The organism is uncultured Sphingomonas sp., assembly GCF_946477935.1.
Lineage (GTDB): Bacteria > Pseudomonadota > Alphaproteobacteria > Sphingomonadales > Sphingomonadaceae > Sphingomonas.
The window spans coordinates 1-20,069 of record NZ_CAMLAC010000049.1 but is presented as its reverse complement, the minus strand read 5'-3'; the positions used below and the strand labels follow the sequence as shown (position 1 = coordinate 20,069).

General features: G+C 67.9%; 18 protein-coding genes. 7 read left to right on the top strand and 11 right to left on the bottom strand.

Going from position 1 to position 20,069, the window contains the following annotated elements; all coding sequences use genetic code 11:
- A partial coding sequence (locus tag Q0U08_RS07535; protein WP_298090685.1) for a hypothetical protein occupies positions 1–336 on the top strand: 336 nt, incomplete at its 5' end.
- Positions 337–340: 4 nt separating this feature from the next.
- Here the strand turns inward: Q0U08_RS07535 and Q0U08_RS07530 are convergent.
- A complete protein-coding gene (locus tag Q0U08_RS07530; RefSeq protein WP_298090684.1) occupies positions 341–2,809 on the bottom strand; it encodes an EAL domain-containing protein in 2,469 nt (822 codons plus the stop codon).
- A gap of 194 nt (positions 2,810–3,003) precedes the next feature.
- Between Q0U08_RS07530 and Q0U08_RS07525 the strand changes: the two genes are divergently transcribed.
- Complete coding sequence (locus tag Q0U08_RS07525) at positions 3,004–4,602, top strand: family 43 glycosylhydrolase (protein WP_298090682.1); 1,599 nt, start codon at positions 3,004–3,006, stop codon at positions 4,600–4,602.
- A gap of 6 nt (positions 4,603–4,608) precedes the next feature.
- Here Q0U08_RS07525 and Q0U08_RS07520 read toward each other — a convergent pair whose 3' ends face one another.
- Positions 4,609–5,538, bottom strand: a complete 930-nt coding sequence (locus Q0U08_RS07520) for a DUF808 domain-containing protein (protein WP_298090681.1) — start codon at positions 5,536–5,538, stop codon at positions 4,609–4,611.
- A gap of 150 nt (positions 5,539–5,688) precedes the next feature.
- On the opposite strand from Q0U08_RS07520, the gene Q0U08_RS07515 reads away from it, so the two are divergent.
- Positions 5,689–6,216, top strand: coding sequence for a gamma carbonic anhydrase family protein (locus Q0U08_RS07515; protein WP_298090687.1), 528 nt, complete (start codon positions 5,689–5,691; stop codon positions 6,214–6,216).
- Between the two features lie 4 nt (positions 6,217–6,220).
- Here the strand turns inward: Q0U08_RS07515 and Q0U08_RS07510 are convergent, their stop codons facing one another.
- Entirely contained in the window at positions 6,221–6,982 is a 762-nt protein-coding gene (locus Q0U08_RS07510; protein ID WP_298090680.1) for a class I SAM-dependent methyltransferase, read from the bottom strand.
- A 192-nt stretch (positions 6,983–7,174) separates the two neighbouring features.
- On the opposite strand from Q0U08_RS07510, the gene Q0U08_RS07505 reads away from it, so the two are divergent.
- The 3 genes from Q0U08_RS07505 to Q0U08_RS07495 all read left to right on the top strand — a co-directional run bounded on the left by Q0U08_RS07505 (position 7,175) and on the right by Q0U08_RS07495 (position 9,983).
- Positions 7,175–7,885 (top strand): response regulator transcription factor, encoded by a 711-nt coding sequence (locus Q0U08_RS07505; RefSeq protein ID WP_298090679.1) that lies wholly within the window; start codon positions 7,175–7,177, stop codon positions 7,883–7,885.
- The gene (locus Q0U08_RS07500; protein ID WP_298090678.1) at positions 7,882–9,219 is read left to right on the top strand and encodes an ATP-binding protein; all 1,338 of its coding nucleotides are present in this window, start codon (positions 7,882–7,884) and stop codon (positions 9,217–9,219) included. Before Q0U08_RS07505 ends, Q0U08_RS07500 begins: the two co-directional genes overlap by 4 nt.
- Before the next feature lie 68 nt (positions 9,220–9,287).
- Positions 9,288–9,983: a carbonic anhydrase gene (locus Q0U08_RS07495; RefSeq protein WP_298090677.1), complete on the top strand. Its 696-nt coding sequence runs from the start codon at positions 9,288–9,290 to the stop codon at positions 9,981–9,983.
- Between the two features lie 382 nt (positions 9,984–10,365).
- Here Q0U08_RS07495 and phhA read toward each other — a convergent pair whose 3' ends face one another.
- Entirely contained in the window at positions 10,366–11,223 is an 858-nt protein-coding gene (phhA, locus tag Q0U08_RS07490) for a phenylalanine 4-monooxygenase (protein WP_298090676.1), read from the bottom strand.
- Between the two features lie 94 nt (positions 11,224–11,317).
- On the opposite strand from phhA, the gene Q0U08_RS07485 reads away from it, so the two are divergent.
- The gene (locus Q0U08_RS07485; RefSeq protein ID WP_298090674.1) at positions 11,318–11,788 is read left to right on the top strand and encodes an Lrp/AsnC family transcriptional regulator; all 471 of its coding nucleotides are present in this window, start codon (positions 11,318–11,320) and stop codon (positions 11,786–11,788) included.
- Positions 11,789–11,884: 96 nt separating this feature from the next.
- Here the strand turns inward: Q0U08_RS07485 and Q0U08_RS07480 are convergent, their stop codons facing one another.
- From Q0U08_RS07480 to Q0U08_RS07450, 7 genes are read right to left on the bottom strand one after another with little or no spacing between them, the layout of a single operon-like run.
- On the bottom strand, positions 11,885–14,509 hold the full coding sequence (locus Q0U08_RS07480; RefSeq protein ID WP_298090672.1) for a M1 family aminopeptidase: 2,625 nt from the start codon (positions 14,507–14,509) through the stop codon (positions 11,885–11,887).
- A gap of 37 nt (positions 14,510–14,546) precedes the next feature.
- Positions 14,547–14,909 carry a reverse transcriptase-like protein gene (locus Q0U08_RS07475; RefSeq protein ID WP_298090671.1) on the bottom strand — a complete coding sequence of 121 codons (363 nt, stop codon included), beginning with the start codon at positions 14,907–14,909 and terminating at the stop codon, positions 14,547–14,549.
- Positions 14,906–15,448 carry a pseudouridine synthase gene (locus Q0U08_RS07470; RefSeq protein WP_298090669.1) on the bottom strand — a complete coding sequence of 181 codons (543 nt, stop codon included), beginning with the start codon at positions 15,446–15,448 and terminating at the stop codon, positions 14,906–14,908. Before Q0U08_RS07470 ends, Q0U08_RS07475 begins: the two co-directional genes overlap by 4 nt.
- Positions 15,445–17,061, bottom strand: a complete 1,617-nt coding sequence (locus Q0U08_RS07465; protein WP_298090668.1) for an NAD(P)/FAD-dependent oxidoreductase — start codon at positions 17,059–17,061, stop codon at positions 15,445–15,447. Before Q0U08_RS07465 ends, Q0U08_RS07470 begins: the two co-directional genes overlap by 4 nt.
- A 38-nt stretch (positions 17,062–17,099) precedes the next feature.
- Complete coding sequence (locus Q0U08_RS07460; protein ID WP_298090667.1) at positions 17,100–17,717, bottom strand: LUD domain-containing protein; 618 nt, start codon at positions 17,715–17,717, stop codon at positions 17,100–17,102.
- Positions 17,717–19,111, bottom strand: coding sequence for a lactate utilization protein B (locus Q0U08_RS07455; protein WP_298090666.1), 1,395 nt, complete (start codon positions 19,109–19,111; stop codon positions 17,717–17,719). Before Q0U08_RS07455 ends, Q0U08_RS07460 begins: the two co-directional genes overlap by 1 nt.
- Positions 19,108–19,905 (bottom strand): (Fe-S)-binding protein, encoded by a 798-nt coding sequence (locus Q0U08_RS07450; RefSeq protein WP_298090665.1) that lies wholly within the window; start codon positions 19,903–19,905, stop codon positions 19,108–19,110. The genes Q0U08_RS07455 and Q0U08_RS07450 overlap by 4 nt, the downstream gene beginning before the upstream one ends.
- Between the last annotated feature and the right edge of the window lie 164 nt (positions 19,906–20,069).

The window sequence follows — 20,069 nt, the reverse complement described above, 5'->3', positions numbered from 1 at the left end:
GGCGTGGTCGGGCTGGGGCTGGGGCAGGCGGGCGAGGGGCGGACCGAGCCGCGGCTGCTGGCGAAGATCCTGGCGGTGCGGCAGGTGAGCGCGGCCGTGTTGCTGGCGCTGGCGCTGGGGATTGAGGCGCTGGCGGTGGGAACGCTGGACCGGCAGGACCGGATCATCGTGGGTCTGGTCGCGCTGTTCCCGATCGCGGCGAACATCACCGTCTTTGCCACGCTGATCGACAAGAACAAGCGCGAGGCGGCGATCCTGATCGGGGCGTCGAGCGCGGTGTCGCTGGTGCTGGTGGCGGTGGTGGTAGGCGTCGCGGGCGGGGTGCTGACGGGGTAAACGTTCAGACGTGCGCCGTCCGGTAGGTGGGGGCGTTGGCCGGGAGCGGGTGCGGTTCGGCGCGGCCGTAGAGGAAGCCCTGCCCCAGATGGCAGCCAAGGGCGGCGAGGCGTTCGGCCTGCTCGGGGGTCTCGATCCCCTCGGCCACCACGATCTTGCCGAGACCGCGGCCAAGGCCGATGATCGCGCGGACGATCGCCAGCGTGCCGCCGCCGGCTTCGTCCAGCCCGGCGACGAAGGACCGGTCGATCTTGATCCGGTCGACCGGCATGTCGCGCAGATGGACGAGGCTGGCGAAGCCGGTGCCGAAATCGTCCAGCGCGATCTGGATGCCGGCGCGGTGGAGGGTGCGCAGCGTCTCCAGGATCGTGTCGGCGGCACGGTCCAGCATCACCCGCTCGGTCACCTCGATGCACAGCGACGACGGAGGGACGCCGTAATGGGCCAGCCGGTCGAGCACCTGTCGCGCGGCGCGCGGGCCGGCAAGCTGGGCGGAGGTGAAGTTGACGCTGAGCATGCGGATCTCGTCCGGCCGGTCGCGTAGCCAGCGCATGGCGAGGTCGAGCACATGATCCTGGATGCGGGCGCCGATCTTTTCGGCGACCAGCACGTCGGCGAAGCGATCGGGCAGCATCAGGCCGTGCTGCGGATGCTGCCAGCGGAGCAGCGCCTCATAGCCGCAGCACAGGCCGGACGGCAGCATGACGATCGGCTGCAGATCCAGCCGGAACTCGTCACGGGTGAGTGCTGCTTCGGCGTCGCGGGTGAATTCGATCTGCAGATCGCGCAGGATACGCAGCAGCGGATCGTATCGATATTGATGGCCGCGCCCGCGCCGCTTGGCATGGTAGAGCGCCAGGTCGGCATTCTGGTACAACAGGTCGGGCGTTACCGCATCATCGGGGGCACGCGCAGAGCCGATGCTGAGCGAGATGGGGCGGGTGTGGCCCAGATAGGTCCATGGCCGCCCCTGAAGATCGGTCAGGCGTTCCGCCACCTCCGCGTCGAGGTCCGCCGAACCGGGAAAGAGCAGCGCGAACTCGTCGCCGCCGATCCGCGACACATGCGCGCCCGGCACCGGGGCGGCGATGTCGACCAGCGCGGCGGCGATGCGTTGCAGCATCGCGTCGCCCCCGGCATGGCCCAGCCGGTCGTTCGCGTCCTTCAGATGATCGACGTCGATCAGGTACAGCGCGAACGGAGCGCTTCCCTCGGTCAGCGCGCGGGCGGCATCCTGAAAGGCGGCACGGTTGCCGAGCCCGGTCAGGAAGTCGGTCTGCGCGGCATGGCGCAGCGCCTTGGTCTCGACGAGCTGGATCTCGCGCCGCTGCGTTTCCAGCGCCAGCGCCTGACGCAGATGGCGGAAGCGGTCGGCGATGGCGAGCGACAGCACCAGTGCCTCGAAGGCGAGCGCGCCGAAGGACGAGAAGTCGACGAGATCGCTTTGCGGCACCAGCCCCAGATTGCGCGCCAGCCGCGCCAGGAACATGGCGATCACCGGGCCCCATCCCACGAGATAGAACCAGATCACACGACTGCCCCGCCGCATCGCAAACCCGCAGGAGACGGCGAGCAGCAGGGCGGTGGCGGCGATGATGTAGTTCAGCCCCCGGTCCGTGGGCATGACGGGGAACAGCGTATCGGCAGCGGCGACGCAGCCCGCCACGGCACCCGCCAGGGCGAGCGCGCGGCCGGCCCTGATCAACGCGCGGGGGATGCAGCCATCCTCCACCACGGTAAAGAAGAACATGTTGCCCGCGCCGATCATCAGGCCGACCAGCGCATAGTCGATCCGCACCGCGATCGGCCCGACCAGGCCGGGAAAGACATAGGCCGCCATGTTCGTCCAGATCATGCCATAGGCAAAGGACGTGGCGACCCACAGCACGTACCAGCGCTGAAAGGTCTGGCGCTGCCCGGCATTGATGACCCAGTTATAGGCGAGCGCGGACAGGAGGGCCCCGGCGAACAGGCCCATCAGCGCGAGCCAAGGCGCATCCTCGCCCGGCTGGCTCGCGGCCGGAATCGCCTTGAGCTTGCGCATCAGCGACAGGTGATCGATGCGGCGATAGCCGAGATACAGGTGGTCGATGTCGGCCCCGGCCGGGGGGATGGTGAAGCGCAGGACGCCGCCGGGCGCGGCGTGGCCGGCAAGCTGGTCGGCGGAGCGTTCGATCCGGGTCAGGCCATGGGGTCCGCCCGTGATCACCGCGATGCGATCGAAGCGGGTCTGGTCGATCAGCAGATGCCAGCCGGGCGGCAGGTGATGCAGGCGCGACGCGTCCAGCCGCAGCCAGAGCCATTGCCGGCTGTCCATGGGCCTGCCGGGTCCGCAGGCGTATGGCGCGGACACCACCGCAGCATCGGACGCGTCGTCAGGCAGGGTCGCGGTGCAGGCGCCGCGATGCAGGTCCACCGTCGCGCTGGCGGCGGCCGGTGTCGCCCCCAGGGACAGGAGCAGGACCATGAACATCAAGATTGCCAGTCGCACGCTTTACCTTTGCGGATATCCGCCAACTCGTTCCGGTTCGAACTTTAAACCGGAAAGTCCTAACAAATGAACGGAAATTGGTTGCAATGCGGCATCCAAAGCGCCTTTCAACCTGTTGACACCGGTTACCACGGCACGGATAGTTCTCGGCACCTGCCGTTGCCGGAGCGTCTGTCATGCCCCTGAACCGTCGCCAGATCCTGTCCTCCGCGGCGCTGATGCCCGCCATGTTGGGCGGAGGATCGGGTGAGGGTACCGCACGGGCACAGGCGCCGTCGGCGTCACCGTCGAACGGGGCGCGGGGATATGATGGCCAGCGCGTCGCCGATCTGGGCGATGGCCGGTTCCTGAACCCGATCATGGCGGGCGACCATCCGGACCCGACGATCCTGAAGGACGGGCGGGACTATTACATGACCTTCTCCACCTTCGATTCCTATCCGGGGCTGGTCATCTGGCATTCGCGCGATCTGGTGAACTGGCGACCGCTGACCGCGGCGCTGTCCCGCAACATCGGATCGGTCTGGGCACCCGAATTGTGCAAGCATGACGGGCGCTATTACCTGTACATCCCGACCAAGAACCCGACGACGAGCTGGGTGATCTGGGCGGACCGGATCGAGGGGCCGTGGAGCGACCCCGTCGACCTGAAGCTGCCCGACCATATTGATCCCGGCCACGCAGTTGGCGAGGATGGATCGCGCTGGCTGTTCCTGTCGGGCGGCGACCGTATCCGGCTGGCGCCCGATGGCCTGTCGACGGTGGGCAAGGTCGAGCATGTCTATGACCCCTGGCGCTATCCCGAGGACTGGGATGTCGAGGGGTTCAGCCCGGAAGGGCCCAAGGTGCTGCGGCGGGGCGAATGGTTCTACCTGATCACCGCGGTCGGCGGCACGGCGGGGCCGCCGACCGGGCACATGGTGATCGCCGCACGCTCGCGTTCGATCCATGGGCCGTGGCAGCATCATCCCGGCAACCCGGTGGTCCGCACCACGTCGCTGGACGAGAAATGGTGGTCGCGCGGGCATGCGACGCTGATCGAGGGGCCGGATGGCGGCTGGTGGTCGGTCTACCACGGATATGAGAACGGATACTGGACGCTGGGGCGGCAGACGCTGCTCGATCCGGTGACATGGGGCGATGACGGCTGGTTCAGGATGGCGGGCGGCGACCTGTCACAGCCGATCGCCAAGCCCGGTGCCGGACAGGCGGTGCGGCATGGACAGCCGCTGTCGGACGATTTCAGCACCTTGGCCTATGGTACGAAGTGGAATTTCTTCCGCCCCCGGCCGGAGGAGCGCAAGCGCGCGCGGATCGAGCGCGGGGCGCTGGTGCTGGATGCGACCGGCAAGGCGCCGTCCGATTCCGCGCCGCTGCTGCTGATCGCGGGGGATCAGTCCTATCGGTTCGAATGCGATGTCGAGATCGCGCCGGGTGGCACCGCCGGATTGATCCTGTTCTATGACGACAAACTCTATTGCGGGCTGGGGTTCGACGAGACCCGCTTCGTCACGCATCAATATGGCATCGAGCGGGGGCGGCCGGCGAACCCGCATGGCCGGCGGATGCGGATGCGTGTGGTGAACGATCGCCACATCGTCTCCTTCCACACCAGCGGCGACGGTGGCGCGACCTGGCGCCGGTTCGACCGCGGCATGGAGGTCTCGGGCTATCACCACAATGTCCGTGGCGGCTTCCTGATGCTCAGGCCAGGACTGTATTCGGCGGGGCAGGGTGCCGCGCGGTTCCGCGATTTCCGCTTCACCGCGCTTTAGCGCCCCTCAATGCTTGCGCGGGATCAGATGCAGGCCGAGCACGATGATCCCGCCCACGATCAGGCCGACGACTGCCGAGCCCAGGGCGTTCACCACCCAGGCGACCACGCTATGGACGAAGGGCAGGGCATGGCCCGCCGCCTCGGCCGCGTCGTGCAGCGTATGGGCGATCACGCCGAGCCCGAACGTTTCCAGCCCATGGACGATGATGCCGCCGCCGACCCAGACCATCGCGGCGGTGCCGATGATCGACAGCGCGCGCAGCAGCACGGGCATGGCCTTCACCAGTCCGCGGCCGACCCCTTGCGCGGCGCTGCCGCCGGTCTTCACCAGATGCAGGCCAATATCGTCCATCTTCACGATCAGCGCGACGGCGCCGTACACGCCGATGGTGATTGCGATGCCGACCAGTGCCAGCGCGACCGCCTGTAGCGGGATCGACAGGTCGGGCAGTTCGCCCAGCGCGATCGCCATGATCTCGGCCGACAGGATCAGGTCGGTGCGGACCGCGCCGGAGACCTGCCGATCCTCCAGTTCCTTGGGATCGGTGATTTCGGTGACGTCCTCGGCATGGGCGTGTCCGGAGAGCGCCTCGTAGATCTTCTCGGCCGCCTCGAAACACAGATAGGCGCCGCCGAGCATCAACAGCGGGGTGATCGCCCAGGGTGCGAACGCGCTGAGCAGCAGGGCGCCCGGCAGCAGGAAGATCAGCTTGTTGCGCAGCGAGCCGATCGCGATCTTGCGGATGATCGGCAGTTCGCGGTCCGGCGAGAGGCCGACGACATAGGTGGGGGTGACGGCGGTATCGTCGATCACCACGCCCGCCGCCTTGGCACCGGCACGGCCGGCGGCACCCGCGACATCGTCCAGCGACGACGCGGCCAGCTTTGCAATCATCGCCACATCGTCGAGCAGCGCGACCAGACCCCCTGCCATTCAACATCCCCTGATAGTTCGAGCCGTTCCGCTATCGTCAAACCACGCGCGTTGCACGCGAAATGCGGGAAAGGTGGCGCCGTCCGGCCAAGCGGCTATACCGGCGTACCGGCCACAAGGCCCCAAGCCATGGACGAGGATCGCCGCGATATGCCGCTTTATGCCATTGCCGGATGCCGGCCGACGCTGCACCCGAGCGTATGGATCGCGCCGGGCGCCGACATCATCGGCGATGCGCATCTGGGGCAGGGGGCGAGCGTGTGGTTCCGCGCGGTGATCCGTGCCGACAACACGCCGATCCGGATCGGTGCGGACACCAACATCCAGGAGGGGGCGATGCTGCATTCGGACCCGGGGAGTCCGCTGACGGTCGGCGCGCGCTGCACCGTCGGGCATCATGCCATTCTGCATGGTTGCACGATCGGCGATGGCGTGCTGGTCGGCATGGGGGCGACGGTGCTGAACGGTGCGGTGATCGGCGACAACTGCCTGATCGGGGCGGGCGCCCTGGTGACGGAGGGCAAGCAGTTTCCGGCCCGCAGCCTGATCGTGGGCAGCCCGGCACGCGCGGTGCGCACGCTGGACGATGGCGCCATCGCGCGATTGCGGCTGTCGGCGGAGCATTACGCCGAGCGCGGGACGCATTATGCGGCCGAAATGGAGGAAGTGACGCGGTAGCGCGTCAATGCGGCTCGTATCGTTCGACCAGGAAGACGCGGGCATGGTCGCAATAGGAGGGCAGGGGCGCGGCGCGGAGCGTCGGGTTGTCGGTCAGGAACTCGACAAAGGCTTCGCGCTGCCGCGGCGGTTGCTGCGCAGCAGGCCAGCCCCAATCGTCCAGCACGATGATCGCCCGGTCGCGAACCAGCGGCGCGACGAAGCGCAGCACGGTGGCCGACGCCGAATAGGTGTCGCAATCGACCATGACGATCGATGCCTTGCTCAGGGTGAGGTTCGCGCGCGTCGCCGGGGTCAGCGTGTCGGCATACCAACCCTTTACCAGCATGATCGCCGCCAGATCGACACCCTTGCTGCGCAGGTGGCGTAGCGTCAGCCGCAGCGGGGAGGCGAAGGCGCCCGCCTCCCACCCATCCGCGTCGCCGGGCGTGTCGGCGAAACAGTCGAACCCGATCATCCGGATCTGGCGAATGCCCCGACGGTGCAGCACATGATAGGCAGCCGCCATCGACGTACCCCGGCTGACGCCGAATTCCAGATAGTCGCCAAAGGCATAGGTTGGATCGGCATCGACCAGCCGATCGAGACTGGCCTCCATGCACTCGGCAAAGGCTTGTTCGGGGACCAGCGGCTTCCAGGGCGCGAATCCCCAGCGGCGAAGCGCCAGATGCGCGACGCCGACCGGGTGGCGGATGCCGATCTGCCGCAAGGCCCAGTCGCCAAAGGTTCGCAACGCCCCGGAACCGGAGCCGATCGCCTGCATCATCACGCTCCTCCCCACCCCGCCTCCACCTATCCTGCTGATTTCAATGGAGGACGAGCCTGGCAGATGGAGTAATCGCTCTGGGTCGCGCCAGCCTGAAGGGAGCAGCCGCCGCTGCGCTGGTCGGCCGATCGTCGGCCGATCCGGTCGCACGGGGCGTTGACCGAAGTTAAGCGGATGAATAGCGACAAAAGGGTGACGCCACCGACCATACTGATCGTCGAGGACGATCCCGCCCTCCGTACCCTGACCGCCCGCGCCTTGCAGGAGAACGGCTTTGCCGTGCGACTGGCCAATGCCGCGCCTGAAATGTGGCAGGCGCTGGATACCGGGACGGTGGATCTGGTGCTGCTGGACATCATGCTGCCAGGCACCAGCGGCATCGACCTGTGCCGCCAGATCCGCCAGCGCAACCATGTGCCGATCATCTTCATCAGTGCCAAGGGCAGCGAGATGGACCGGGTGGTCGGACTGGAACTGGGCGCGGACGATTATCTGCCAAAGCCCTTCGGCACGCGTGAACTGGTCGCGCGCATCCGCGCCGTTCTGCGCCGCGGTACGCTGGACCAAGAGGCGACGGCGCGCGAGGCGGGTATCCTGCGCTTCGACGGGTGGACCGCCAATATCGCGCGGCGTGAGCTGATCTCGCCGACCGGTGCGCTGGTGGAACTGACGGGTGCCGAGTTCGACCTGCTGATCGCGTTCCTGGACAATGCGCAGCGGATCGTCGCGCGGGAGCGGCTGATCGAATTGTCGCGGGCGCGGATCGGGGACAGTTCGGATCGAAGCATCGACGTGCTGGTCAGCCGCCTGCGCCGCAAGCTTTCGGGCGCAGGCGGGGCGGCGCCGATCGTGACGGTGCGCGGCGTCGGCTACATGCTGAACGTGCCGGTCGAGCGGCAGTGACACGCTTCCTGCGTCCCTCGGTGGGCGTGCTGGGCCGGATCGTCGCGATCCTGCTGCTGGCCGTCACCATCGAGTTCGCGGTATCGACCTTTCTGTACGAACAGGCGAGCCAGGTGTCGGTCCGCGACGACGAGGCGCGGCGGCTGGCCGAGCATCTGGTGGTCGCACGCCGCGTGCTGAACGAGCGGCCCGGGCCGGAACGCGAGGAGGTGGCGGACGAGCTGACCACCGATCGTTACACGGTGCGCTGGTCGATCGACGTGCCGGAGCGCGCGCCGATCTCCCCCGACCTGGACGGGATGCGCGAACAGATTGTGGAATGGGAGCCGACGCTGGCGGAAACCGACCTGCACCTGCGACTGGGGTCGCTGGGCCGGCGATCGATGATCGGTGGCGACCTGCGGCTGGACGACGGTACGCGGCTGCTGTTCCGGATGCGGGAGCCGCTGCAGACCTGGGACCTGGCGCTGGGCCGGGTGCTGCTGGCGCTGGTGCCGGCGATCGCGCTGATGCTGGTCAGCGGGGCGCTGATCGGGCGCATCCTGCAGCCGCTCCGCCTGCTGGCGCGCGCGGCGGACGAGGTGGGGCCGGGGGCGCCGCAACCGGTGCCTGAGCGCGGGCCGGGCGAGGTGCGGCGGGTGACGGCGGCGTTCAACCGGATGCAGGCGCGGATCACCCGCCTGATGGACGAGCGCACCCGGTCGCTGGCCGCGGTCGGCCACGACCTGCGCACCCCGCTCGCCCGGCTGCGGCTGCGCGCCGACGGGGTGGCCGAGCCCGAGGTGCGCGATGCAATCCGCGACGATATCGTCGAGATGGAGGCGATGGTCGGATCGATGCTGGCGTTCCTGGGTGGCGAGGAGGATGCCGAGGAACCGGTGCTGACCGATCTGGCGATCCTGTGCGCCAATCTGGCGGACGATGCCGCGGACCGGGGGCGCGATGTCTCCTATGAAGGCCCCGACCATTTTGACATGCGGCTGCGCCGGTTCGGGATGAAGCGTGCCCTGACCAATCTGGTCGAGAATGCGCTGCACTATGGCGAGCAGGTGACGATCACGCTGGAGCCGACGCAAAAGGCGACGTTCATCCGGGTGGAGGACAACGGTCCCGGTATCCCCGAGGAGTCGCTGGCGCTGGTTCTGGAGCCGTTCGTGCGGCTGGACACGGCGCGGCGGCGGGACACGGTGGGCTTCGGGCTGGGACTGTCGATCGTGACGCGCACGGTACAAGCAGAAGGCGGACGGCTGACGCTGGCGAACCGGCCGGAAGGCGGCTTGTGCGCCGAAATATGCATTCCTGTCGTCAAGCCGCAGCGCAGCAACACTTTGTAACGCAGGCGCTGCACGTCAGCAAAGTCCCAAGCGTATATCCTGATGCGACGAGCACAGGAGCGTATGGTATGAACGAAGTGATCGGCCGGGTTTTCAGCTTTGAAAAGCAGGTGTTTCCTAACCAGAGCACACTGTACAACAAGCTGGCGACCCAGGGGCAGAGCCCCAAGGCACTGATGATTTCGTGCGCCGACAGCCGCGTGGTGCCTGAGCATGTGATGCAGGCCGATCCGGGCGACCTGTTCGTCTGCCGCAACGCGGGCAACATCGTGCCCCCCTTCGCACAGGCCAATGGTGGCGTGACGGCCACGGTGGAATATGCGGTGGCGGTGCTGGGTGTGCGCGACATCATCGTGTGCGGCCATTCGGACTGCGGCGCGATGAAGGCGTTGATGAAGCCCGAAACGCTTGCCAGTGTGCCCAATGTGGCATCCTGGCTGCGGCACAGCGCGGCGGCCCACAGCGTGGTCGACGCATCCTATCCGGAGATGTCCGAGGGTGATGCCGTCCGCGCGGCGAGCCTGGAGAATGTTGCGTTGCAGCTTCAGCATCTGCGCACCCACCCGTCGGTGGCGGCAGGGATCGCTCGTGGCGACATCGCGCTGCATGGCTGGTTCATCGACATCCATGCCGGCAGCGTGCTGGGCCTGGATGGTGAGACTGGCCGCTTCGTGACACTGCGGGAGGATCGCCCGCTTCCCGTGGCACTTGCCGCCACGCCGCGTCTCGCAGCGGACTTCCTGTATCAGAACGCCGCGGAATAATTTTTAAACTTTCGGGAGTAGAGCCATGAGAACGATGGAGTTCGATTTGACGTCGCTCGAATTACAAGGTGCCCTGCTGGTGCTGGCCGTGATCATCGCGTTCGCCGCACTTGAAGGGTGGAAAGCCAGATAGGAGAGGAGGCCGGGCGGCTTCCTCCCCGTACCGGCCCGAACAACACAGCCCCCGCCTGATGGGGCCGCTGCAAGGCGGCCCTTTTTTTGTTCAACCCCTCTCGCTTTCGGGGAGAGGGAGGGGCCCGCCGCATAAGCGGTGGGAGGGTGAGGGGTTGCCCCGGGCGTGGCGCTGCTTGGCGGCCCCTCACCCTCCCCACGGCTAAAGCCGCGGGTCCCCTCCCTCTCCCCGAGGGGGAGAGGGCAATTTCTACCCGCGCCCTCGTGCATAGGCCTGCGTGCCGCGGGTGATGACCGTGTCTTCGGGGAGGATCGTCTCGATCTCGATGTCCGGCTCGCCCGCCATTTCGGCGTAGAGCGGCGCGAAGTCGGTGTTCAGCGTCTTGTCGAGGAGATCCTCGAAGCTGTCGATCACGAAGTAGTTCTGCTGGAAATCGTCGATCCGGTATTTGGTGCGCATCACCCGCTTCAGATCGAAGCCGAGTCGGTTGGGGGAAGGGTCTTCCAGCGCAAAGGCGGATTCGGTGAAGGACGAGACGATGCCGGCACCGTACAGCTTGAGGCCGTCACCGGAGCGGACCAGCCCGAATTCCACCGTGTACCAGTAGAGACGCGACAGCCGCTGGATCGCACCCATCGCCCCGGCGCGCTGCCCGCCCTGCCCATAAGCCTGCATGTAATCGGCAAATACGGGGTTGGCGAGCAGGGGGACATGGCCGAACACGTCATGGAACACGTCCGGTTCCTGGAGATAGTCTAGCTGGTCGGGGCGACGGATGAAGTTGCCCGCGACGAAGCGGCGATTGGCGAGATGGTCGAAGAACACGTCATCGGGTACCAGGCCGGGCACGGCGACGACGCTCCACCCGGTCGCCTTGGTCAGCCGTTCGGACAGTTCCTCGAAATCCGGGATGCCGGGGCGCGACAGGCGCAGCACGTCGAGCCCGGCGATGAATTCGGGCGTGACACGGCCGGGGAGCATCCTGGCCTGTCGCTCGAACAGTGTGTCCCAGGTCGCGTGTTCCTCGGGCGTATACTGGTCCCAGCCCTGCGGGATGGTCCAGTCGGCGGCGGCGCCCTCCGGGCGGACGAGTTCTGCTTCAGCCATGACGCGATCGTTGCAGAAATTTGCGATGAATGCCTATCATTCGGGCAAGCTCCAGCGGGTTTTGTGAGAGGATATTTCGGATGCGGTGGCGTTGGTGAATGAAACACGCGCTCTCGACGCCATCGACCGGCGCATCGTCACGCTGTTGCAGGCCGATGCGACGCTGACCAACGCCGATCTTGCCGAGCGGGTGGGGGCTTCGGCGGCGTCATGCTGGCGGCGGGTGCGCGCGCTGGAGACGAGCGGGCTACTGGGGGCAACGGTACGACTGGTCGATCCGGCGGCGGTGGGCCGCGGCGTCAACGTGCTGTGCAATGTGCGCATCCGCAGCCATTCGATGGATGCACGGCAGGAGTTCGAACGCTTCGTGGATGCCCGGCCGGAGGTGGTGGAATGCTTCTCCATGTCGGGCGAGTGGGATTACCTGCTGCGTATCGTTGTCGCAGACGTGGCGGATTATAACGGCTTCCTGATGCAGACGCTGCTCGGGCACCCGTCGGTGGCGGGTGCGTCCTCGCACTTTGCGCTGTCGATGACGAAATACACCACGGCGCTGCCGCTGTGACGAACAACCTGTCTCTCGATACACCGTCTCGATACGCAGCTTCGCTGCTACTCGACGGTTACTCGAGACGAACGGAGGGGGCGCGGCGTTCGCGGTTTATTTCGCCGCCGCCTCCCTGATCCGCACCGTGCGTTCCAGCTCGTCGCGGGCGAGCAGGATCTTTCGACGGACATCGATGGGCAGCGTCTTTTGCGCCGACAGGAAGGCATCGACCGTGGCCAGCGCCTCGCCGCTGACCTGCCCGCCGATAAAGGCATCGATCCAGCCGGGCAGGAAGAAGATGCGGCGGTTCTGGCGGATCCATTCCAGCCGTTCGAGCGCAGGACGCAGGAAGGGCAGCGTGAGGGCGGCCTGATCGACCGTGTTGAACGCGCTCAGGCTTTCGCTGACCCAGGCTTCGTTGAGTGCGGGATCGTCGAAATAGCGGCGGAAATAGTCGCTCTTCATCGCCGCAGTCGGGGTGGCGGCGCGGGTGACATAGGCGTCCTTCATCGCCTCCGACGAGCGGTCACGGCGCTGTTCCTCGGCGAACAGGGCGTCAGCGCCGGGCGTGCCGATCGCGATCAGGCGGCGGACGATCGCCCAGCGGGTCGGCTGGCGGACGGGCTGGTCCATCAGCGTGGCGCGGCCGGCGAGCAGCGCGCGGAGGCGTTCGACGCCGAGCGGGGTGCGGGCGGTGGCGATCAGCCGGTCCATCGCATCCTTGCGCAGCCCGTAGCCGAGCGCGGGATCATCCATGCGGGTGATCAGGGCGGCTTCCCAACGGGGACGCAGCGGGGCGGCCTTGGTTTCCGGCAGATAGATGTCGAGCGCGGCGGCACCGCGCGACAGGATGGTACGCGACAGTTGCTCGTCGCGCTCTGCCGGCAGCGCATCCAGCAGGATGGTCAGGTAGCGGGCGGGGGGCAGGGCCGCTTCGCGCACCACGTCCCACAGGGCGGCCCACAGCATCGCGCGGAGCAGGGTGTCGGTCACCGTGCCGACATGGCCAGCGATCCATTCGGTGGTGCGCGCATCCGGCAGGAACAGGCCGTAGCCATGATCGCCGTCATTCGCCCAGACATAATCGGGGGCGGGCAGGCCGGCGGCGCCCGTCACCTCCGCGGTCGCTCCGGTGAAGCCGGCGTCGAGGATCACATCGTCGCGGTCGTGATAGCCGAGGCGGACGCGGACTTTCATCGGCCAGGTGCCGCCCCGGTCCCCGGGCAGCGTCCTGACCGGTCGCTGCGTCAGCCGCAGCGTGGTGATGCGATCATCCTCGAGCTGAAGCTGCGTGTCGATACGCGGCATGCCGGCACGCAGGACATATTGCCGGCCGAACGCGTCCAGCGACACCCCCGACGCCTCGCCGATCGCGCCGAGCAAGTCCTGCCAGGTGGCGTTGGCATAGGCGTGGCGTTCGAGGAACAGGTGCAGCCCGCGACGAAAGCCGTCCTCGCCGACCAGGAAGGCCAGTTGCTTGATGATGCCAGGCGCCTTGTAATAGACGATCGGGCCGTAATTGCTCTTGGCGGCGTCGAGATTGTCGAGCGACTGCCACAGTGACGAGGTGCCGCTGGTCTGGTCGGCGCGGTAGGCGGCTGTCTTTACCGACAGGAAGAAGGTGGTCCAGGCGTCACTGTCGGGTTGCAGCTCGGCCTGGAGGCGTGCGGCCATGAAGGTGGAGAAGCCCTCCTTCAGCCACAGATCGTCGAACCAGCGCATGGTGACGAGGTCGCCGAACCATTGATGGCAGATTTCGTGATAGATGGTCTGGTCGCGCGACAGGCGTTGGGGGAGCGTGGGTGGCTCGCGGAAGACGAAGCGGTCCTCGTTGTAGAAGACCGCGCCGACATGTTCCATGCCGCCGAAGGGGAAGGCGGGGGCGAGCAGCAGGTCGAGCTTGGCGAAGGGGAAGGGGACGCCGAACCAGTCGGCGAGCCAGTGGACGGCGGCGCGGTTGGTGGCGATCTGGGCTTCGGCGTCGACTTCGGCGCGGCGGGAGGCGCGGGCGTAGAGGGTGATCGGCTGTTCGTTCGCCGGGGCGGAGGTCCAGTGCGTCCAGGGGCCGGCGGCGAAGGCGGCGAGATAGGTGGAGATGGGCTGCGTTTCGGCGAAGTGCCATCGCGTCGCGGGGCCGGCGGCCTCCTTCTTCTCCAGCGCGCCATTGGCGATCACGGTCCAGTCGGCGGGGGCGGTCAGGTGCCAGCGGAAGCGGGCCTTGAGGTCGGGCTGGTCGAAGCAGGGGAAGAGCAGGTTGGCGTCGGAGGGGACGAGCAGGGTGTAGAGATAGGTCTTGCCGTCGGTGTCGTCGCGGAAGCGGATGATCGGCGTGCCGGCGGCGGCGATCGGCGTTTCGAAGCGCGCCGATACCGTGTTGCGGCCGGTGCGCAGCAGGCGCCGGGGCAGGGTCAGGTGGCCGTTCTGCACCTGGGCCGCAAGCGGCTGGCCGTTGACGCGAACGTCGGCGAGGAGCGGGCCGCGAAAGTCCATCACCAGGTCACCGCTGTTCGCGCGGCGCTGAAAGCTGGTGGTGACGGTGCCGGTCGCGCGGTCGGCACCGGTGACGTCGAGAGAAAGGTCGTAGCGTATGTCCGAGATCGCCCTGGCGCGGGCCTGAGCCAGGGCGAGCGAGATGCCGGGGACGGACAGGGAGGGTGCCGCCGCGGCACCGACCCAGCCGGAGGACGACAGGAGGAGCCCGGTGACGAGCAGTTGGCGGCGATCGGTGGTCAGATACATCGTTCCTCCATGGCGGCGGATGCCGGGCCGGGCAAAGTCAGCGTTGGTGCGAGCGGGAGAGGGCGATGCCGGCGAGGTTCTGCGTGCGCTTTATGTAGCGGATGCGCAGGCGGCCGGCGGGCTTGTCCATCGCGAGGAAGGCTTGGTGGTGATGGGTGCAGGAGGCGGGAATGCGCTGCACGCCGTTCGCCTGCGCGATCACCGCGGCGGCGTCGCCGAGCAGGACGGCATCGGTGACACCGCGGTCGCGGGCGATCCGCACCGCCTGGATCAGCGCGAGCCATTCGGCATCCATGCTGGTGCCGGGGCCGAGATCGCGCAGGATGGTGGCGTGTCCGCCGGCGACCACGGCCAGCTCCATGCCACCGGGGCGCAGGCCGCCGTCGAAGAACAGTTTCATGCGTCGCGCCAGGTGCCGGGGGCGATGTCGGCCAGTGTCCAGTCGCCGATACGCCAGCGGATAAGACGAAGCGTGGGGTGGCCGACGGCGGCGGTCATCCGGCGGACCTGGCGGTTGCGGCCCTCGCGGATGGTGAGGCGCAGCCAGCTATCGGGGATGCTGAGGCGGACGCGGATCGGCGGATCGCGCGGCCAGAGCGCGGGGACGTCGATCCGCTCGACCTCGGCAGGGCGGGTGGGGCCGTCCTTCAGCATGAGGCCGGTGCGCAGGGCGTCCAGCGCTGCCTCGTCGGGGATGCCCTCCACCTGCACGAGATAGGTTTTCGGTGCCTTGAATTTGGGGTCGGCGATGCGGGCTTGCAGGCGGCCATCGTCGGTCAGCAGCAACAGTCCCTCGCTGTCGCGGTCGAGCCGGCCGGCGGGATAGACGCCGGGAACCTTCACATAGTCGGACAGGGTGGCACGCGGACTGGGGCTGTTCCGGTCGGTGAACTGGCTCAGCACGTCATAGGGCTTGTTGAACAGGATGACCCGGCTCATGCCGCGGCCATGCTCTGCGCGACCGCCTCGGCGACCTTGATGCCGTCCACCGCGGCGGACAGGATGCCGCCGGCATAGCCCGCGCCTTCGCCGGCCGGAAACAGGCCGGCGGTGTTGAGGCTTTGCAGGCGCTCGTCGCGGGTGAAGCGGACGGGGGAGGAGGTGCGCGTCTCCACACCGGTCATCACCACGTCCGGATGGTCATATCCCTCGATCTGGCGGCCGAAGACGGGGATTGCCTCGCGCATGGCCGCGACGACGAAGTCGGGGAGGCAATAGGCGAGGTCGGTGGGGGTGACGCCGGGGCGGTAGGAGGGGACGACCGAGCCGAGAGTGGTGGAGGGGCGGCCGGCGAGGAAGTCGCCGAGGCGCTGTGCGGGGGCCTTGTAGTTCGAGCCGCCGGCGATGAAGGCGCGTTCCTCCCAGTGGCGTTGCAGCGCGATGCCGGCGAGGGGATCGCCGGGATAGTCGCGCGCGGGATCGATCGCGACGACGAAGCCGGAGTTGGCGTTGCGCTCGTTGCGGGAATATTGGCTCATCCCGTTGGTGGCGACGCGGCCTTCCTCGGAGGTGGCGGCGACAACGGTGCCGCCGGGGCACATGCAGAAGCTGTAGACGGTGCGACCGTTCGCGCAGTGGTGGGAGATGTGATATTCCGCCGCGCCCAGAATGGGATGGCCGGCATCCGCGCCGAAGCGGGAGCGGTCGATCCAACTTTGCGGATGCTCGATCCGCACGCCGATCGAAAAGGGCTTGGGCTCAACGAACACGCCCGCCTGATGGAGCATCGCAAAGGTGTCGCGCGCGCTGTGGCCGATGGCGAGGACGACGCGGGATGCCGCCAGATAGCCGCCGTCATGCAGATGCAGCCCGCGAACGTGGCGGTTGCCCGCGCCGTCCGTCTCCACGTCCAGCCCGTCGACGCGGGTCGAGAAGCGATATTCGCCGCCCAGATCCTCGATCGTCTGGCGCAGGTTCTCGACCATCTTCACCAGGCGGAAGGTGCCGATATGCGGGTGCGCTTCGGTCAGGATTTCCGGCGGCGCGCCGGCCTTCACGAATTCGGTCAGCACCTTGCGGTCGAGGTGGCGATTGTCCTTGATCCGGCTGTAGAGCTTGCCGTCGGAAAAGGTGCCGGCCCCGCCCTCGCCGAACTGGACGTTCGATTCCGGGTTGAGCTTGCTGCGGCGCCACAGACCCCAGGTGTCCTGCGTCCGCTCGCGCACCACCTTGCCCCGGTCGAGGATGATCGGGCGGTAGCCCATCTGCGCCAGGATCAGCCCGGCGAACAGGCCGCAGGGGCCGGCGCCGATCACCACGGGACGTTGTGCATCCGGCGCGGCGGTGCCGACCGGGCGGTAGCGCGTGTCGGGCGTCACCTGGACGTTCCGATCCTTGCGGAAGCGGGCCAGCACCGCCGCCTCGTTCTTGAGCGTCACGTCGACCGAATAGACCAGCAGGATGTTGCTCTTGTCGCGCGCGTCATGGGCGCGGCGCGCGACCGAAAAGCGGATCATGTCGCGCGGCGTGATGCGCAGCCGCTGGCGGATGGCGGCGGCCAGCGCCTCGTCGGCATGGTGGAGGGGCAGTTTCAGTTCGGTGACGCGGATCATCGCCGCGCCTTAACGCGGGACGGGGCGGCTTTCCATGGTCAGGCGCCATCCAGCGGCAGGACGTGGAGGAAGCGCGGACCATGCGCGCCGCGGACATAGCTGCCCTCGATATCCGTCGTGCCCGACACGCCGGTGATCCAGTAATGCGCGCGCGGCGCCGGGTGGTCGCGCAGTGCATCCTCCAGATAGGCGACGATGCGCGGGACGACGACCAGATGATGCAGGCCGAGGAAGTTGGGCAGCATCGGTGCATCGGGGCCGGTTTCCAAGACCAGCGAGCCGGTCTCCGCCACGCCGCAGCGGGCGACGGCAATCACCACCGCCTCATCGGGCGCGGTGGAGGGGCGGACGTCGAAGTCGCGCCAATCGGCCGCCATCAGCCGGGGATCGGGCGGCAGGTAGAGCGCGCGGGGCAGATCATGCTCGGCCATGTAGAAGGCGACCGCCGCGGGCAGTGCCGCGAAATCGGCGATGGGTGCCACGGTCGCGCCGAGGCCCGGCTGGGCGAGGCGATCCAGAAAGGCGGATCGGAGGGCAGTGGGATCGACGGCGGGACGCTCGATACTGGCAACCAGCGCGGCAGCCTCCGCATCCAGGCGCGCGGTGTCGACGGGTGCGCCGCGCAAGGCGCCGAGAATGGCGTCACGCGCGGACATCAGCGTTCACCCGCATGATAACGGTCCATGAAGCTCCTTGCCGCCGGTTTGGGGAAATCGCGGTGGTCGGTCCAGCCGCCGGCCAGCGGCAGGCGTCTGGCCCAGCCGCCCGTGCCCGCCGCCAGCCGCATCGCCCGGAGCGCGCTGCCCACCGCCAACCGGTACAGGGCCGGCCGACGCGCGACCCAGGCCCAGGCGGCGAGACCGCGACGGACGGTCATCGGCTCCAGCCCCTCGCGCCAGCTTCGCTCACGCCAGCCGCGCAGCAGCGTCGGCAGCGGGATCTTGACCGGGCAGACCTCCTGGCACTTGCCGTTGAGCGTGCAGGCGCTGGCGAGATCCTGATTGCCCTTCAGCCCGTCCAGCGCCGGGGTCAGCACCGCGCCCATCGGGCCGGGATAGGTGCTGCCATAGGCATGGCCGCCGATCTGGCGAAAGACGACGCAGTGGTTCATGCATGCGCCGCAGCGGATGCAGCGCAGCATCTCCGCCAGCCCCTCGTCCCGCATGCGGCTGCGGCCGTTATCGACCAGCACGATGTGCATCTCTTCAGGCCCGTCGCGGTCGTTCGCGCGGCGGGGACCGGCATAGAAGGTGGTGTACTGGCTCATCGCGGCACCCGTGGCGGAGCGCGACAACAGGCGCAGCATGTGGGTAGCATGCGCCATGGAGGGCACGATTTTCTCGATACCCGCGGTCACGATGTGCATGCGCGGTGGCACCAGCGACAGTTCCGCATTGCCCTCGTTGGTGACGGTGCAGATCGCGCCGGTATCGGCGACGAGGAGATTGGCGCCCGAAATGCCGACATCGGCGCCCAGCATGCCATGGCGCAACTCGCGGCGGGCGCTTTCCGCCATCGCGGCGACGCTTTCCTCGACATGCGGATCGCGGTGATGCTGCCGAAAGAGCGCGGAGACCTGTTCGCGGGTCTTGTGCATCGCCGGCCAGATAATGTGCGACGGACGCTCGTCGGCCAACTGGATGATATGTTCGGCCAGATCGGTCTCGATCCGGCGGATGCCGGCTTCGGCGAGGGCATGGGGCAGGCCGATTTCCTCGCCCAGCATCGATTTGGAGCGGGCGACGGTTTTCGCGCCCGCCTTGCGGCACAGATCGACCACGATCGCGCAGGCCTCGTCCGCGGTGCGGGCCCAGTGGACGGTGGCGCCGGCGGCGGTCGCGTTCGCCTCGAACCGCTCCAGATAGACGTCGAGATTGGCGATCACATGGTCCTTGATCGCCGCGGCGCGGGTGCGCGCATCCTCGAACCCGGCAAAGGCCTCGACGGCGACGGCGCGCTTGGCCTCGGCGGTGCCCGCGGTGCGTTCCACCGCGACCTTGAGCAGCGGGTCGGCGAGGGCGGCGGCGGTGCGCGTCTTGAAGCCGGTCATGCCTCTTCCCCGATCGCGGGTCCGTCGCCCATGCCCGCCAAAATCTCGACGGTGTGGAAGGCGCGCACGGGCGAGCCCTGCCGGTGGAGTTTGCCGGCCATGTTCATCAGGCAGCCGAGGTCACCTGCCAGCAGCAGGTCCGCGCCGGCCGCCTCGATCGCCGCCGCCTTCTCGCCGACGATCGCGTTGGAGATGGCGGGATATTTGACGCAGAAGGTGCCGCCGAAGCCGCAACAGGTCTCCTCGCCGGCCAGCGGCTTCAGCGATAGCCCTGCGACCGCGCCGAGCAGGCGGCGCGGCTGGCGCTTCACGCCCAGTTCGCGCAGCCCCGAGCAACTGTCGTGATAGGTGGCGGTGGCGGGCAGCGATATGGCATCGGGCCGCCAGCCGCGCACCTCGTCCAGATAGGCCAGGATTTCCCAGGTGCGTGCCGCCAGCGCCTGGGCGCGGGGCAACCACACGGGATCGTCGTGCAGGATTTCCGGATAATGCACGCGGATCGTCGCCGCGCACGATCCGGACGGGATCACGACATGATCATAGCCCTCCAGCGCGGCGATCGTGCGGCGCGCCAGATCGATCGCGGTGGCGCGATCACCGGAGTTGAGCGCGGGTTGGCCGCAACAGGTCTGCGCGCGCGGCACCACGACGTCGCAGCCCGCCGCCGCCAGCGTACGCAGCGCGGCAAAGCCGATCCGGGGACGCATGGCGTCCACCAGGCAGGTAACGAACAACGCCACCGTCGGATGATCGACGCGCGCGCCGGGTTCGGAGTTTGAGGCCACCATGGTCATCGATCGGTTCTCTGTTCCCAAAAGCGGGAGACAGCCAGCTTTTCCACTCTCATCGCATTGCCGGCACGATCCGTAAACCGGAAGCGATGCGACCCGTTCGTCTGCGACACACCCCTGCCGGGCTGGCGCGAGCCGTCGGCGCGTGGCATCGGCATCGCCAATTC